This is a genomic window from Desulfosporosinus acidiphilus SJ4 (genome assembly GCF_000255115.2).
Taxonomy (GTDB): Bacteria; Bacillota; Desulfitobacteriia; order Desulfitobacteriales; family Desulfitobacteriaceae; genus Desulfosporosinus; species Desulfosporosinus acidiphilus.
This window is the reverse complement of the sequence record NC_018068.1, coordinates 4,198,396-4,214,641: the sequence shown is the minus strand read 5'-3', so window position 1 is coordinate 4,214,641 and position 16,246 is coordinate 4,198,396. Positions and strand designations below refer to the sequence as shown.

The 16,246-nt window shown below is 45.3% G+C and carries 14 protein-coding genes; 13 read left to right on the top strand and 1 reads right to left on the bottom strand.

The genetic code is table 11. The annotated features are described in order from the left end of the window. Positions 1 to 145 precede the first annotated feature (145 nt). From leuS to holA, 7 genes are all read left to right on the top strand, one after another. A complete protein-coding gene (leuS, locus tag DESACI_RS19325; protein WP_014828900.1) occupies positions 146 to 2,647 on the top strand; it encodes a leucine--tRNA ligase in 2,502 nt (833 codons plus the stop codon). 81 nt (positions 2,648 to 2,728) lie between these two features. Further along, on the top strand, positions 2,729 to 2,983 hold the full coding sequence (locus DESACI_RS19320) for a hypothetical protein (RefSeq protein ID WP_148271337.1): 255 nt from the start codon (positions 2,729 to 2,731) through the stop codon (positions 2,981 to 2,983). A gap of 589 nt (positions 2,984 to 3,572) precedes the next feature. Further along, a complete protein-coding gene (locus DESACI_RS19315) occupies positions 3,573 to 3,800 on the top strand; it encodes a DUF2164 domain-containing protein (protein WP_014828899.1) in 228 nt (75 codons plus the stop codon). 219 nt (positions 3,801 to 4,019) lie between these two features. Next, complete coding sequence (locus DESACI_RS19310; protein WP_041276643.1) at positions 4,020 to 5,345, top strand: PhoH family protein; 1,326 nt, start codon at positions 4,020 to 4,022, stop codon at positions 5,343 to 5,345. A 464-nt stretch (positions 5,346 to 5,809) separates the two neighbouring features. Beyond that, complete coding sequence (locus DESACI_RS19305; protein WP_014828897.1) at positions 5,810 to 6,484, top strand: ComEA family DNA-binding protein; 675 nt, start codon at positions 5,810 to 5,812, stop codon at positions 6,482 to 6,484. Further along, positions 6,481 to 9,036 carry a ComEC/Rec2 family competence protein gene (locus tag DESACI_RS19300; RefSeq protein WP_014828896.1) on the top strand — a complete coding sequence of 852 codons (2,556 nt, stop codon included), beginning with the start codon at positions 6,481 to 6,483 and terminating at the stop codon, positions 9,034 to 9,036. The genes DESACI_RS19305 and DESACI_RS19300 overlap by 4 nt, the downstream gene beginning before the upstream one ends. 217 nt (positions 9,037 to 9,253) lie before the next feature. Then, positions 9,254 to 10,252 carry a DNA polymerase III subunit delta gene (holA, locus tag DESACI_RS19295; protein WP_014828895.1) on the top strand — a complete coding sequence of 333 codons (999 nt, stop codon included), beginning with the start codon at positions 9,254 to 9,256 and terminating at the stop codon, positions 10,250 to 10,252. Positions 10,253 to 10,595: 343 nt separating this feature from the next. Here the strand turns inward: holA and rpsT are convergent, their stop codons facing one another. After that, complete coding sequence (gene rpsT, locus DESACI_RS19290) at positions 10,596 to 10,868, bottom strand: 30S ribosomal protein S20 (RefSeq protein ID WP_014828894.1); 273 nt, start codon at positions 10,866 to 10,868, stop codon at positions 10,596 to 10,598. Positions 10,869 to 11,057: 189 nt separating this feature from the next. Here rpsT and DESACI_RS19285 point away from each other — a divergent pair, with 189 nt between their 5' ends. The 6 genes from DESACI_RS19285 (at position 11,058) to DESACI_RS19260 (ending at position 16,147) form a co-directional block, all read left to right on the top strand. Beyond that, on the top strand, positions 11,058 to 11,387 hold the full coding sequence (locus DESACI_RS19285) for a phage holin family protein (protein ID WP_014828893.1): 330 nt from the start codon (positions 11,058 to 11,060) through the stop codon (positions 11,385 to 11,387). A 106-nt stretch (positions 11,388 to 11,493) separates the two neighbouring features. Beyond that, the gene (gene spoIIP, locus DESACI_RS19280) at positions 11,494 to 12,570 is read left to right on the top strand and encodes a stage II sporulation protein P (RefSeq protein WP_014828892.1); all 1,077 of its coding nucleotides are present in this window, start codon (positions 11,494 to 11,496) and stop codon (positions 12,568 to 12,570) included. A gap of 96 nt (positions 12,571 to 12,666) precedes the next feature. Next, the gene (gene murJ / locus DESACI_RS19275; protein ID WP_014828891.1) at positions 12,667 to 14,238 is read left to right on the top strand and encodes a murein biosynthesis integral membrane protein MurJ; all 1,572 of its coding nucleotides are present in this window, start codon (positions 12,667 to 12,669) and stop codon (positions 14,236 to 14,238) included. A 255-nt stretch (positions 14,239 to 14,493) separates the two neighbouring features. Then, a complete protein-coding gene (locus DESACI_RS19270) occupies positions 14,494 to 14,922 on the top strand; it encodes a HutP family protein (RefSeq protein ID WP_014828890.1) in 429 nt (142 codons plus the stop codon). A 520-nt stretch (positions 14,923 to 15,442) separates the two neighbouring features. Next, a complete protein-coding gene (locus DESACI_RS19265; RefSeq protein ID WP_014828889.1) occupies positions 15,443 to 15,760 on the top strand; it encodes a P-II family nitrogen regulator in 318 nt (105 codons plus the stop codon). Positions 15,761 to 15,763: 3 nt separating this feature from the next. Beyond that, positions 15,764 to 16,147, top strand: a complete 384-nt coding sequence (locus tag DESACI_RS19260) for a P-II family nitrogen regulator (protein ID WP_014828888.1) — start codon at positions 15,764 to 15,766, stop codon at positions 16,145 to 16,147. Positions 16,148 to 16,246: the final 99 nt, after the last annotated feature.

Genomic DNA, 16,246 nt, shown 5'->3' with positions numbered 1-16,246 from the left:
GTCTTCTAGCATAAGTGCAACTAGGCAGTCGCTTTCGCCGGAGGCTCAGCGCCAGCCAAGTTTTCTTTATAAACAGGCTTGAAAGCGAAGGAAAATCGCCCATTTGCTGATTGAGTTTTTGCTTTACGATAAGGGGGAAGGTTAAGTGCAAAAGAAATATTTGTTTACGGACGTTGAACCAAAGTGGCAGAAAAAATGGTTAGAGGAAAAAGCGTATAAGACTGAAGAAAGTTCTCAAAAGCCAAAGTACTATGCCTTAGCGATGTTTCCTTATCCCTCAGGGGATTTGCACATGGGGCATGTGCGGAACTATTCCATCGTCGATGTGATAGCACGTTTTAAGCGGATGCAGGGATTTAATGTTCTCCATCCCATCGGTTGGGATTCTTTTGGCTTGCCGGCTGAAAATGCAGCGATTAAACACCAGACACCGCCGGCCGATTGGACTTGGAAAAATATTGCCAACATGCAGCGCCAGCTTAAAGGGATGGGTCTTTCCTATGATTGGGATAGAGAAGTCGCTACCTGCCATCCGGGTTATTATAAATGGACTCAGTGGATGTTTCTGGAATTTTATAAGCATGGATTGGTGTATAAGAAAAAGGCTGCTGTTAATTGGTGTCCGTCTTGTTCCACTGTTTTAGCCAATGAACAAGTGGTTGAAGGGGCCTGTGAACGGTGTGATACTCTTGTGACTAAGAAGAACCTTGAACAGTGGTTTTTCAAGATTACGGATTATGCCGAGATCTTGCTTCGAGACTTGGATGACCTGCCCGGTTGGCCTGAGAAGGTAAAAACAATGCAGCGCAATTGGATTGGACGTTCCGAAGGGGTGGAAGTTCAATTTGCTTTAGAAGACCGGCCCGAAAAATTCTCCGTTTATACCACTCGGGTTGATACTCTTTTCGGAGTAAGCTATGTTGTCTTAGCGCCGGAACATCCTTTGGTGCTTGAATTGGTAAAGGGAACAAAGTATGAAGCAGACGTTATGTCCTTCATTGAGAAGATGAATGGACTGAATGAAATCGCCCGTACTTCCACAGAAGCTGAAAAAGAAGGATTATTTATTGGGGCTTATTGCCTTAATCCTCTCAGCGGGAAGAAACTGCCGATTTGGGTGGCCAATTACGTTCTTTTGGAATATGGCACCGGAGCAGTGATGGGGGTGCCTGCTCATGACGAACGTGACTTTGAATTTGCCACAAAGTATCAATTACCAATTCAAACGGTGATTGTACCTTCTGGCAGCGAGCCCGGGGAGAAGGATAAACCTCTTGAAGCTGCCTATACTGACGATGGTATCATGGTTAATTCCGGTTCCTTTGATGGTCTGAACAGCGATAAAGGCTGGGATAAGATTGCGGACGAGGTAGAGCGCCTCGGTGTTGGACAGCGCAAGGTTAATTTCCGGTTGCGTGACTGGCTTATCTCCCGTCAACGCTATTGGGGAGCGCCCATTCCTATGGTTTATTGTGAAACCTGCGGTACGGTTCCTGTTCCCGAAGAGCAGCTGCCGGTGATGCTCCCTGAAGATGTTGTGTTTAAAACGGGAGAAAATCCTTTGGCGACCTCACGGTCCTTTCTGGAAACAACCTGTCCGAAGTGCGGCGGAGCTGCCCGCCGTGAAACAGATACCATGGATACCTTTGCCTGTTCTTCGTGGTATTTCCTGAGATATACCGATCCCCGCAATACGGAAGCCCCTTTTACAAAAGCTACTGTGGATCAGTGGATGAATGTTGATCAATATGTAGGCGGAGTAGAACATGCCATCCTCCACCTTTTGTACGCTCGCTTCTTTACGAAAGGCTTGCGGGATTTTGGCTATCTGACTGCGAAGGAGCCCTTCCAAAACTTATTGACTCAAGGAATGGTCTGTATGGATGGTTCCAAGATGTCAAAATCGAAGGGCAATATCGTGAGTCCGGAGGCGATTATCGGAAAATATGGCGCTGATACGGCCAGGTTGTTTATCCTCTTTGCCGCACCGCCGGAAAGAGATTTGGAATGGAGTGATCAAGGGGTTGAAGGATGCTATCGCTTCCTCAATCGTATATGGCGCTTAGTTGCTCAATATGAGCCAATTATTAAGGGAATAGGGAACGCTCCCTCCGGTGCAGAGCTGGAAAAAGAATGGGCGAATCTGGATTCGGCAGGCAAAGAAATGCGCCGCCAATCTCACTTGGCTATCCAGAGAGTAACCATGGATGTGGGCACCCGCTATAACTTTAACACGGCCATCAGCACGATTATGGAGTGGGTTAATGCTCTGTACCTATATAAAGAGCAGCCAACGGCTAATGCTTTCGTGGGCAAAGAGGCTATAGAAGGGATTCTCCTTCTCCTGGCACCCTTTGCACCTCATATTACAGAAGAGCTTTGGCAAGGTATCGGCCATGCTGATAGTATCCATGAACATTCTTGGCCTACCGTGGATGAAACGGCCCTTGTTCAGGATGAAGTGACGGTTGTTCTGCAGGTGAATGGGAAGGTTCGGGATCGGATTCAAGTTCCTGCCGAGATATCTGCCGCTGAGTTGGAGAAGATTGTTGTTTCTCAGCCGAAAGTGCTGGAATGGACCCAGGGGAAAACGATTGTTAAGGTGATCACGGTTCCTGGGAAATTGGTGAATATAGTCGTCAAATAGGGGGGACTCGTGGGGGGACTCGTGTCAGGCCTTGCTCGGTGCCTACGACGCAGAGCAAACTAGCCGTTCAAGCGACTGGCTTTGGGGAGCGGGGTTCATCCTTCGGCGACAGTATTCTTTGAAGAACCCGCCTACGGCGATAATCTCCACTGGAGATTATCGTGCCATAAGCGCCATCCATGGCGCTATGGCGGCGGCGCACGTCCTATGCGCCGCCCCGCATCTGGGGTCGGTCGCTTTCACGGAGTTTGCTGGGCTGCTTACGTAAAGACCTCGCGCTGCCTGACACTTCGTCCCCTGCTCACGGGTCTGGGGGACGGAGTAAGCGAGAGTTAAAAGCGATTTAGGCATGCTTTAAGGTCGATTTATTGTAATGTTTTAAGTTAAGGTATTGTCTTAAGCAGTTTTCGGGCGACGGCACATAAATGTGCACCGTCTGCTCGTGAGGTTGCTTGGGTGAGTGTTCAAGGGGACGGTCCTTCTGACACACTTTTTCTCAGGGTGTCAGATAGAGGGACAGTTCTCTTGTCGCACTGATTTGCCGGGGGTTGTAGTTTTGACGGAGTATGTCGGAAGCAATTTGGGGTGACGGCACATAAATGTGCGGCGTCTGCTTCGTGAGGCTGCGCGGGTGAGTGTGTCAGGGGGACGGTCCTTCTGACACACTTTTTCTCAGGGTGTCAGATAGAGGGACGGTTCTCTTGTCGCACTGATTTGCCGGGTGTTGTAGTTTTGACGGAGTATGTCGGAAGCAATTTGGGGTGACGGTACATAAATGTGCGGCGTCTGCTTTGTGAGGTTGCTTGGGTGAGTGTGTTAGGGGGACGGTCCTTTTGACACGTTTTTTCTTATAAGTGCCGATGAAGGGATGGGTCTCTTTAGTTCAGTGGTTTTTCTAGTCTGGTCTAATAAGGAGGGGCTCATAATGTCGAGTAAAATCGAAGTGAACAAAGAGTCGAGAGAAGTGATGATAGCCGAGATTAAAGCATTTTTCTCGAAAGAGAGAGATGAGGATTTAGGGGATCTGGCAGCTTATTTAGTTCTCGATTTTTTTATGGAGAAATTAGCACCGGTTGTCTATAATCAGGGTATTTATGACTCTTATAAATATATGAGTGAAAGAACAGAAGACTTACTAGGAATCCAAAGGTGAGACTTAGGTTGTACTCGGAACTTATTCTGATTCTGGAATGAAGGTCATGCTTTAATAGCATGGCTTTTTTTATTGGGTATTTGCAGCATGGTCATGGTTAGTTCATTTTGGAATATAGATAATAAATGAGACTGGTTCAACATAGGTAATCAACCCGGAAGATATTTGGAAACTTATGGAATAGACTATAAGGAGAGCGGCAAAAAAGGATGTGTTAGTTTGCAAAAAGTCTATGTGCTTGACTCCAGTGTTTTGTTGCATGACTCAAGGGCAATTTTTCAATTCCAGGATAATGAGGTTATTATTCCTTTTGTTGTTTTAGAGGAAGTAGAGGGTAAAAAACGTCGCGAGGACAATGTAGGGCGAGCGGCTCGGGAGGCGATTCGGAATCTTGATCGTTTGCGGAACGCCGGGCGGCTTTCTCAAGGAGTTTCTTTACCTGGCGGGGGGAAAATCAGGATTGAACTTAATCATTACTCGAGGGAGATTCTCCCGATTAATTCGGACCTTAGTTTGGCAGACAATCGGATTCTGGCAGTTTCGTTAAGCCTTGCCCGTGAGGAAGAGCGAAGTGTGATATTGGTCACGAAAGATATTGCCATGCGTGTTAAAGCAGATGCTTTGGGGATTTTGACGGAGGATTACTATAACGACAAGGTTGTTATGCCCCAGATTACGGATGAGGTTTTGAGAATATCACTTGAAGACGAGCAGATTGATGAGCTTTATCGAAATAACTCTATTTTGTGGCATGAAACGTTGCCCTCCAACAGCTGCATCAAAACGGTTTTAAGTGATCAGTGTGTCTTGCCTCTGGTTTCGTCACCGGATGGGAAAAGGATAATTTATTGTATGGGGCAGGGCAGGGCTTCTTGGGATATTCGTCCGAAAAATATTGAGCAAGCTTGGGCTTTAGAGATGCTTCACAGTACGGAGATAAAGTTGGTAAATCTGATGGGACCGGCCGGTACAGGAAAAACACTTCTTGCTTTAGCCAGCGGTCTGGAACAGACGGTTCATGGGGACAAATATCTTAGGATGCTTTGCGCACGTCCGATTATTCCTTTTGGCAAGGACATTGGCTTTCTCCCCGGGGAAAAGGAACAAAAGGTACGTCCGTATATGCAGCCAATTTATGATAATCTGGAATTTTTGCTGAGGTCAAAGAAAGATAAAGAGCGGGAGAGAAGCGGTGAGTCTATTGTGGAGAGCGCTATTGATCTGTTGATTAAGAAAAAACAACTGGAAATCGAAGTGCTCACATACATTCGGGGACGCAGTATTCCTAATCAGTTTTTAATTATTGACGAGGCTCAGAATCTGACAGCTCATGAGGTTAAGACGATTGTAACTCGTGCCGGTGAGGGAACTAAGATTGTCCTTTGCGGGGATACGGATCAAATTGATCATCCCTATTTGGATAGAGAAAGTAATGGGTTAGCCTATATTGCTGCGAGACTTAAGGGGCAGCCGTTTTATGGGCAGGTGCGGTTGGTTCATGGGGAGAGGAGCGATCTGGCAACGAGGGCGGCGAGTTTATTGTAATGGAGCACTTGCGTGAGCCATTGTCCGGTTGGATAAGACACAGAGTAACTGGACGTAAGAGCGATTGGTTTGAGGAGGCCGGTTCGAGGTCAACGAAAAAGGGCCAATTGCTATTTAAGCAAATGGTCCTTAAAAAACTTTGTCTCTAACTATTTCAATCAAGTAAGTCACTTAATTCAATATTTAAATCCTCAAACAAATTGGATTTGGCAGCTTCATGAATAATTTAACCTTTCTAAAATTATTTTTCCGACAGGATTAGAAATACTTTGCAGCAGGAAAAAGAAGGAATTAAACGAAATCAAAAATATGATAGTTTTAAGTTGTAAATTGGTATTAAAATTATCTATTAAATTTATTTCCTTTGCAAACGACAAAGGAATGAAGCATAAATATAGGGAATTTTGACCTTACAAAAATGCAGAGAAAACGCCTAAAGATGAACAAGGATGGGGGCTTCGCGCATGGAGCATAAACTTCGCAAGGTCTGGTGGTTTGTCCTTTTTTTGTTGGTGGTTTTCGCCATATGGAGGCTCTTTTTGCCCCATGGTTCGAATGCCTATTTGCAAAAAACTGCCGCAAGCCGCGAGATTGTGGTGTACGTTGCCGGTGCTGTTGAAGCCCCGGGACTTGTTCATTTAGCCCCGGATGCCCGTTTGGATGATGCTTTGAAACAGGTTAAGCTTTTGCCGGAGGCAAACCTGGAAAGTATGAATCCGGCGGAAAAACTCAAAGATGGGCAGAAGATCACGGTACCCTATAAGAATCTTTCTATATTGGGATCGGGTGGTGCTGGGAATTCCCAAGTTGGAGTTGGCGGAAGCAGCGGGAGCGGGGGGAGTAGTGTTGCTGCAACAAATGGAGCGGGTGCGGTTTCCCCTAATAGTTCGCTGAATGCTGGGGGGGCCGGTGCGGGAAGAGTAAGTTCGACATCTGACGGGGGAAAAATCAATATCAATACTGCCGGGGCTGCCGAGCTGGACAAGCTGCCAGGTGTAGGGCCTGCCCTGGCTGGGAGAATTGTTCAGTACCGCACGGATCATGGTCCCTTTTCCCAGCCTGAAGATCTGCAAAATGTTTCGGGGATAGGGGCAAAGACCTATGAAAAAATGGCTTCTCAAGTAACGGTAGGCCCATGAGGGATCCTTGGGTATTACGCTCAGCTGCCTTGTTAAGCGGAGGGCTTTGCGGAGCGTTGACAGCAGCACCGTTTCGCTTTTGGCTCTTGGGCTTTTTTTGTTTATTAGGGGTGCGGCTCTTGTATTGGCAGCCGCGTGATTTTTTTGGCAAAGTTTATCGCCCGGAGATTTTGCTTTTGGGCGTTAGCCTTTTGCTGGGCTTTATCTACGGATCTTTGGCTGAGAGAACGCTTTTAGAGCCGCTCGCTTTAAATAAAGTGGAAATTACGGGCACTCTCAAGGATTGGAATATCGGACCAGATAAGACTGTCGGGACAATTTTTATTGAAGAAGTCGGCTTGGAAGACGGCGAAGTAACATTAGGAAAAATCAACGAAGATTGGATGTCAACGAAGAAATCACCTTCCGACAAAGCTGATCAAGAAAAAGATTTGCCGGGTCAAACCTATCGCTTAGTAGTCTATTCCGATAAATTAGGGGAGGTCCCCAGTCAATGGAAAGGGGTCCAGCCGGGAGATCAGCTTCATTTTCAGGCACGTCTGGAGAGGCCTAAGCCGTTGGGTACGCCAGGGGCTTTCGACTTGCGTTTGTACAATGCGGTTAGGGGACTGAGCGGAACTTTAACGGCTGCAGGAGATGTGGAACTGGTTCGGGCGGGGGAGCCTGGCTTATCGTGGAAAATACGACGGAAAGTTCATACGCGTTTAGAAGCATGGGATCCTCAGGAAACAGGAGTTCTGGAAGGGATTTTTTTTGGTGATTCCAGTCATATTCCGGCGGAAATCCAAGAGCGCTATAAGGTAACCGGTGTTCTTCATGTTTTTGCTGCCTCAGGATCCAATGTTGCCTTTGTCCTGGGGTTAGTTTGGATGATTTTGCGTCCGCTGCCGAAGCAGCTGCGGATTACGGGAGCGATTCTGGTCCTGATTCTCTATGCCGTTTTATGCGGGGGAAATGCTCCGATTGTCCGAGCCACTGTCTTAGGGGTTGCCGTTCTAATCGGTCGCTTCGGCCGGGGAAGGGTAGCTGCTTTGCGGTGGCTGTTTTTTGCCGGAGTAGGACTGTTTATTTTAAATCCTTTGATCCTTCGGGATATCGGTTTTCAGCTTTCATTCTGTGCAGCCTGGGGGATGCTTGTCCTAGTCCCTAGGTTATTGAAGACGACAGGGATTCAACGAGTTCCTGCTCCGTTTCGATCAGCTTTAGCAAGCACTGTTGCAGCCCAAGCGGCTACGCTGCCTCTTCTTATAACAGCTTTTCATCGCCTGTCCCTAATCGGTTTGCTCGCTAATGTGCTGATTCTTTTTATTTTAGGAAGCGTGCTTGAAATAGGTTTGCTTGGAGTAATCCTGGCCTTTTCTTGGTGGTTGTGTGCTCCATTTTTTCAGGTCAGTCTTTGGCTGCTGGCTGGAGCGAATAAGATATTAGAAGTGTTGGCCGGTGTGCCATGGGCTGATGTTTGGATTATTAACCCGGGACCATTCTTTGGTCTGGTTTGGTTCGGAGGAATTGGTGTAATCCTTTGGGGAAAGGAGCGCCTGTTTTTCAGTCTCAAGGTCGGCTTGCGCTCTTTACGGCGAAAATTGGAAACACTTTTGCCAAAGCCATTCTTGGCAAAAATCAGCCAACCATTCATGATTTCCACTGAAGAAGTTGAAAGGGCTGCCGGGGGCGGTATAGCTAATCATTATCGTCATTACCGGCCTATAGGTGTTGTTCTGCTGCTCATTGTTTTGCTTTGGAGTCCTTGGAATTCTGCCAGAGACTTGGAAGTAGATCTGATTGACGTGGGGCAGGGGGATGCTATTTTAATTCGGACCCCGGAAAACCATGCGCTCTTGATTGATGCCGGTCCACGCAATGAGCGCTTTGATGCCGGAGAGCGGATTGTACTGCCGTATTTGCTGCAAACGGGAATCGGCCACTTGGATGCCGTTTTGATTACCCATGAACATCAGGATCATATCGGAGGAATTCGAGCCGTATTAAAGGCGATTCCTACGGATTGGGTTGGCATACCGAAGGTAGAAAAGCGTTTAGGCAATGAAGAATGGGGAGCAGGACTTCCTCTGGGTTTGGCTGACCATCCGGAAGAATTGAAGGCTTTGCAAACCGGGGATCGCATTGAATTAGACTCTGGGGCATTTTTGGAAGTTTTAGGTCCCCAATATGTTCTCTCTAACACTCATTCGGATCCCAACAACAATTCTTTAGTCATGAAGTTAAGCTATTCTGGACACAACGTATTTTTAACCGGAGATATGGAGCAAGAAGAGATGGAGGAAATCGCTGGTACGGGGTGTGATTTAGAAACAGATGTTTTTAAGGAACCTCATCATGGAAGCCGGTTTTCTCTTGACAGGCCTTGGCTCGATGGAATCCATCCGCAAGCAGTTCTTATATCTGTGGGTAAAAATACATTTGGGCATCCGGCTCCTGAGATCATAGGTTATTGGGAAGAGCGGCATGTTCCGGTATATCGCACAGATGAACAGGGCACCCTGCGAGTCATTTTGCAAGACGGAGGGATCGAAGTCGCTGCCGGTAGATAAGGGATTACTTTAAATATTTTTCATAAAGCTGCAGGTATATGTATAAAAAGGAAATATTGGGTAAGAATAACAAGGAACATCTCTTTTCTCCTCCTCTTTCTTTTGCCCCTTCACGATCATGAGTCGTGGAGGGCTTTTTATTTTTTAGAAGTCTGAGGAGTTAAATCTGGCTTTTTTCTGAGGCCTCCATTAAAATGAGCAAAGGGGGGTGGATTTGATGAAAGAAATCGAAATAGTTAAGGGGAGTACAGCAAAGGGTAAAATTCCACCCGTTTATTTATGGTATGGAGAAGACCGTTTTTTCATTCAAGAAGCCTATAGTGTCCTTAAGTCCTTTTATCTTCAGACGGATCCTTCGGGAAGCGGGATCGAGCGTGTTTCTGCTAAGAATGTATCTCCTGCCGATATCTGCGAATTAGCTAATTCTATGTCCTTTTTTGCCAATCGTTTAGTGGTGGTTGAAGAGGTTACTTATTTTCAAGACGGACAAACCGCTGATCTCGATCCTTTCTTGGAATATCTCGCTAACCCTAATCCTTCTACTTGTCTTTTATTTTTGGCGGAAAATGTGCATAAAGGAAGAAAGTTTTATAAAGCTCTTGACCGAGCCGGAGAAATTTTGGAGTTCCGCTCCCCCAAACGACCGCAGGAATGGATTGAATGGCTTCAGGAGGAAGTAAAACATCGCGGAAAAACAATGAGTCGTCAGGCTATGGCTCAATTTATCGAATGGGCAGGCCATAATACCGGTGTCCTAAGCCAGGAGTTAAATAAACTTGTGATTTATACGGGGGACCGGAAGACCATTACGGAAGAAGACTTTAAAGCAGTTACCACCCAAACAGTTGAAGCGAGTGTCTTTCAACTTCTTGATGCTGTGGCAAAGCGCTCCGCAAAAGATGCAGTGACCTCCTTGCATGAAGTGCTGCGCAAAGAGCATCCCCTTAAGGTGCTAACTTTGCTGATTCGTCAAGTACGTCTGCTCTTAGGGTGTAATGCTCTGCGGGAACGAGGCAGAAACGTTTCAGAGGCGCCCTCAGCTTTGGGAATTTCGCCCTTTGAAGCTCAGAAATTATGGCAGCAATCTCTCCATCTATCGACGGAAAAGTTAACCCGAGGGCTGCAAGAATGTTTGAGGACAGACCTAGCACTTAAGACAAGCGGCGGAGATCCGGATCTTTTGCTGGAAATCATGATCGTAAAATTTTGCGAGTAAAAAGTCTTTGAGTTATAGGAAACGTTCCCATGAAGTAGTCCAAGGGTACGGTTTTTAAAATTCAAAAGTTAATGAATGAAATAATAAGTAAAGGAACAAGTCACTGCTGAGCAGGAAGTTACCACAAGCATAGAAGAGTTCATTGCGATGGTTGAAAAGTTGAACTGAATTGCGCTTGGATTATAGGCAGAAGCAAAATGAAAACAAGAAATATGAAACCAAGCAAAATGAAAACAAAAAGAGAACGACGCTTGATCGTCGCTCTCTTTTTGTGTCATCGTAAGATTATAAGGCATTCCGCTTGAGTATCAGCGCATAAGTATGACTAGCGGTTCATGCACTCTTAGCTTACTTTCGAAAAGTGGTTATGGAATCTCTTGGTCAGACGGGACTTTTTGCGAGCTGCTAGGTTCTTATGAATTAAACCCTTAGAGGAGGCTTTATCCAAAGCACGAGTAGCCTTTTTCAAAGCGAGTGCTGCAGTCTCAGAATCTGTGCTGATTGCTTCTTCAAAACGTCGAATGGTTGTGCGTAAAGTAGATTTTGCAGCAGCATTCTTAAGCATGCGAGCTTTTCCTAACTCGACTCTTTTGATGGCAGATTTAATGTTTGGCACTAATAGTCACCCCCTTTGGTTGCGATATCCTCAGTTGTACACAAACTACATTTTAACATTTTGACATCTAATTATCAAGATAAATTGAAATTAAAATGCTATAAATAAATTTCTTCTTTTTTGTCAAAACTACTTTTGAGTTAGGATTGTTTTAAAAACTAGCGAGAAAAGAATGGGAGGGATCTTTCAATGATAGGTATGATCGTAAGGTTTATCGTATCTGCTTTGGTTTTGTTGTTAGTCAGCTATATAGTTCCAGGTTTGCGAGTCGCCGGTTTTACAGGCGCTCTAATTGCGGCAGTCGTCATTGCGGTTTTAGGATATCTTGTGGAGCTGGCCTTTGGCAATAAGGTTTCACGCATGGGGCGAGGTTCGATTGGGTTTATCACTGCAGCCGTAGTTATCTATCTGAGCCAATTTATTGTTCCGGGGTCCATTTCAGTTTCCATTATCGGTGCCTTGCTGGCTTCTCTGGTGATTGGAATTGTTGATAGTTTTGTCCCCACAAAACTCCGCTAAACTTAGAGGACATCAACAGAATGAAACTTATGGAAAGATAAATTTTTAGTTCTACTAAGGACTTGTCTCTCATACTTCTTCAATAGGAGAAAGGGGGACAAGTCCTTTGTTGCGGGAACATTATTATCATCATCAAAAAATAAGAATCTTGAGATTAAAGGAATGGGCGAAGGGACTGCTTTTTGGTCTTGTAAGCTGCCTTGTTCTGGCCAGCTTTATTTATTCTATTAAAAATGAGAGTTCGGTGCAATTCGTCCGCTTTTTAGCTCAACAGTCGTTTCCTTTTGAGGCAATTCTGCTTGAAGGAATTCCAGGTTATTCTCAACCGGAACGAGCCCGTTTAGAAGAGGTGAGAAGCCAGAGTGCGGCTACCGGGATGTATTTGTTAACCGGTGTTAATGTCGCAGACCCGCGGACGTTTTTTCTGAGTTTTTTTTCTCCTCCGCCTGAAGGGCCTACCTGGTTAGGCTGGGCTTATAATCCGAGAGACCCTGAATTTGAAGGACCAATTCTTGAACCCATAGAAAGTTCTCCTCCGGTGCAGGAAAATACGGCAGCTTCCCCTCCGGCGGGTGTATCCGGTTCTCAACAAGTTTTAGTAGGAATTTATAATACTCACAATAGTGAATGCTATTCCGGAGACGGAGGCCCGGACCGCAGGCAGGGAGAAAACGGTGATGTGGTGACGGTAGGCGAAACCTTAAAAAGTGCCTTGGCACAACACGGTATCGGAGCGGTTCATTCATTGACAATTCATGATGCGGAAAATTTTATGACTGCTTACTCGCGTTCAGTCAATACGGCGACTAACCTGCTCAAGGAATATCCAACGATTCGAATCTTGATAGACCTTCATCGAGATGGATTTCCGCCGGGGGTGGCCAAGGAGACTGCCACGGTCAACGGGAAAGAGGTCTCCCCGGTACTGATTGTTATCGGAAAGAAAAATCCCCATTGGCAAATCAATGATGCTTTAGCTAAGCAACTGATTGCTTTAGGGAATAAGAAATATCCCGGTCTTTTCCTGGATTCTATCAGCTATGCTGATGATGCGCGGTACAATCAACATCTTTCCAATGGGGGAATATTACTGGAATTCGGAAGCCAAATGAATACATTAGAGGAAGCCAATAGAGCGGCTGAAGATGTCGCAGATGTTTTGGCAGACTATCTTAAACGATAGGGGGTTGGCAGCGAGTCTTTTCGCTTTTATCGCCTCGCAAAAAATGCTATAATGCGGAAGGTAGACTCGGATGATGGGGAGAAGAGGTTAACGTAGATGTCATCAACTAATCGTACACTTTTAAAAGCAGCCGGGTTTTTAATGGCTGCTCAAATGGCTTCGCGCTTGCTGGGTTTTTTGCGGGAAACGTTAATTGCGGGATTTTTTGGGCAAAGTCGAGTTACGGATGCCTATAACACAGCGTTTATTCTCCCAGACTTACTTTATTGGTTATTAGTAGGCGGGGTTTTAAGTGCTGCTTTTATTCCCGTCTTCTCCGAATACATTGCTCAAGGAAACGAGGATGAAGGCTGGCGTGTCGTCAGCTCAGTTGTGAATATCATTTTTCTGGCGCTTGGTTTGTTCGTATTGTTTGGACTGTTTTTTACTCCTGAGTTTTTGAAGCTTATGGTCCCGGGATTTCAGGCGAAGGATATAGCTCTTACTACTCATTTAACGCGGATTTTGCTGATGCAGCCCCTATTTATGGCCTTTAGCGGCTTGACCATGGGTGTTTTGAATTCCTACAAAATCTTTTGGCCTTCTGCCTTGGGCACAGTTTTATATAATGCCAGTGTTATTTTCTTTGGGACGATTCTGGCGAATCCTGGGAAGCCTGAAAGTATTTCCGGGTTTGCTGTGGGAGTCGTTGTTGGTGCTTTGGTTAATTTTGCGATTCAAATTCCTGCCCTGCGCAAGGTTGGGATACGCTACCATCCCATTATTGACTGGCGTCATCCTGGTGTGCGCAGGATTTCAGCCTTAGCCGTGCCGATTATTTTGAGTTATTCCTTAAATCAGATTCAAATCGCCGTTAATAATAATTTTGGTTCGACCCTCTTTCCCGGGAGCATTTCTGCCATTTGGTATTCATCCCGTCTTTTCCAAATGCCTGTTGGGATCTTTGCTTTAGCGATTGCTGTGGCCTCTTTCCCAACCATGACGGAACAGGCAGCTTTAAAACAATGGGATAGTCTGCGGGAAACAATTTCCCGTACCATACGTATGGTTGTCTTTATTACGCTTCCGGTTTCTGTGGGCATGATCGTTCTGCGTTTTCCTCTCATACGAGCACTCTTTCAACACGGGCATTTTACTGCTGAGGATACGGCGCGGACAACAGTTCCTTTGTTGTATTTTTGTTTAGGAATTTCGGCTCAGTCTGTAATTCAGATTTTGCCACGTGCCTTTTATGCCTTGCAGGATACCTGGACACCGGTTGTGTTGGGGCTTATTTCTATGGCTATTGATATCTTGTGTATGTTTTTATTGGTGCACCCCCTTGCTGCCGGAGGACTTGCCTTGGCGGATACTGTTTCGGCAGTGGTCAATATGTTCTTGTTGTTTTATGTGCTGCGCAAGAAATTAGGGAAAATGGATGGAAGAAATATGCTGGGAACCGGTTTGAAAACTCTGCTTTCCTCCCTGCTTATGGCCGCTGTTATTTGGGTTTGGAATCAATGGGCTACACGTTTTTTAGGTGTGAAAACTATTTCTTCGTTAATTGTCCTGATTTCAGGCACCGTCCTTGGGGCTCTGGTCTTTGCTGTGGCGGCAAAGCTTTTGAAAATGGAAGAGTTCGACCAGACGATCGGTTTGCTGCAGCGGAGGTTCAGAAGGGCTTCTTAGAAGGAAGAGTTGTTTAGGTGATTCGTAAATTCTAGTAAAGCCGTGGAATAAGACGATTGATGAATTATATGGCCGATAAACATAAGTAGGTGCCTAAAACGTGAGGATATGAACTGTGACAAATCTCTGATTCTCAGGTAGTATAACTATTATTAAATAACAAATTGGCAATGAAGCCGTCGAGATATCTTCAGATATCTGGCGGCTTTTTCTGCGTTTTCTTATTTATTCTCTTCGGGAGGGGGGCAGTGTTTTGTGAAAGAAAAAACGAAGCCTTCCTTGGAACGCTCCGCTATTCGATTGGCTATGACTGAAACAAGGGAGGAAGAAGAAAGGCTTAAGAGAACTCTTCAGGAATCTGCGAATATTCGGTGTGGGGTAACGGAACTTGGAGGAACAGTCACGACCCTGCAGCATACGGGTAAACTGACAAATTCAGTGATTTCAGCAGCGTTTAACACCGGTGTGATTCCAAAAGAAGGCCGTAAGATTCATGCTCTGATCCATGCCACTTTAGAGGCGAGCAACAGTATTTTTATTCATACGAACAGCAATGCCAGTTTTGCCTTGAAAGTTGGCATAACAACAGATACAGAGTGGATCGCCGTCGCTATTTTCGGCCGCTCATCCTTACATCCTCTTTTGGAACATGCCCGAGTGGGATTGGGATTTATGCATCTTTGATGCGGCGAGGGTATAGTTCAAAAAATTTACCAAGTGTGGATTTTAAGGATGAATGAGTTTTATGGCCATGAGCGGTGCGGAGTGGCATTTTACGTGATAGTTTGTAGTGTCATTTAGATGAATAGAGTAACACAGTAATAGAGGTATAGAGGAATTAAGGAATACGTGAAAGGGTATAAGAATAAAAGAGTAAAGAATAAATAGTAGGGAATAAATAGTAAAGAGTAAAAGAGCGATTGGCAATAGAGTAATAGAGTAACAGAGTATTTAAGGAACAGTGCAATGCTTTCGAGCGTTTGGATAATTGAATAACCGGGCACCAAATCAAGGCAATGGTTTGGAGCGGAAAAGTGTTTTAGAGAGCCCTTAATTGATAAGAATTAGGGCTCTCTTTGTCTTTTTCTGAAGGTTCATCCGGTCACATTGGTTAGGGAGGTGATGCCATTGGTATTTTGCTTAGACCCCAGTGAACTTATATTAAGAAATCCCGGATACCAAATATTGAAGGAGGTAGATTCTAATGAAAATGATTAGAGCTATTGTGAGACCGGATAAAACGGAAGAGGTTGCTGAGTCCCTGGCCCAGGCAGGAATGCCTTCCCTAACGAAAATGCACGTCTTCGGACGCGGCAGAACTAAGGGAATAAGAATTGGTGACGTTGTTTACGATGAATTTCCCAAAACGCTTCTGCTGCTGGTTATCGAGGATGACAAACTAGACGAGGCTATTTCCGTTATCCTGGAAACAGCGAAAACAGGGACTATGGGCGATGGGAAAATCTTTGTGACGGAAGTGGAAGAAGCCTATACCGTGAGTAAAGGAACAAAGGGGTTGTAATTTATGAAAGAAATTATGACGTTTATACGGCGGCACCAAGTTCCAGCCACTAAGAAAGTTTTTGAAGATGCCGGTTTTCCTGCTCTCACGATCCAAAGTGTTGAAGGCCGGGGTAAACAGGGCGGCATAGGAGGATGGGCAGCCGAAGTGGACCCAGAATTAAATTCCGTAATAGCTCAGGTGCATCCGGATGAGCCGCAATTTCATTGGATTCCTAAACGCCTGCTTACTATTGTGGTCCAAGATGATCAGGTGCAAGAGGTTGTTGATTTGATTATTACTGCAAACCAGACAGGACATATGGGAGATGGGAAGATCTTTGTCTGTCCGTTGAAAGAAGTCGTTCGGGTGCGAACAGGGGAGACTGGAAGCGAGGCTGTTGTTTGAAGACAAACAGATAAGAGATAAGAGTAAAAGAGTAAAGAGTAAAGAGTTAAGAATTAAGAGAAAGCATTAAGTATTAGCTGTTAAGCCTCAAGAGTTATA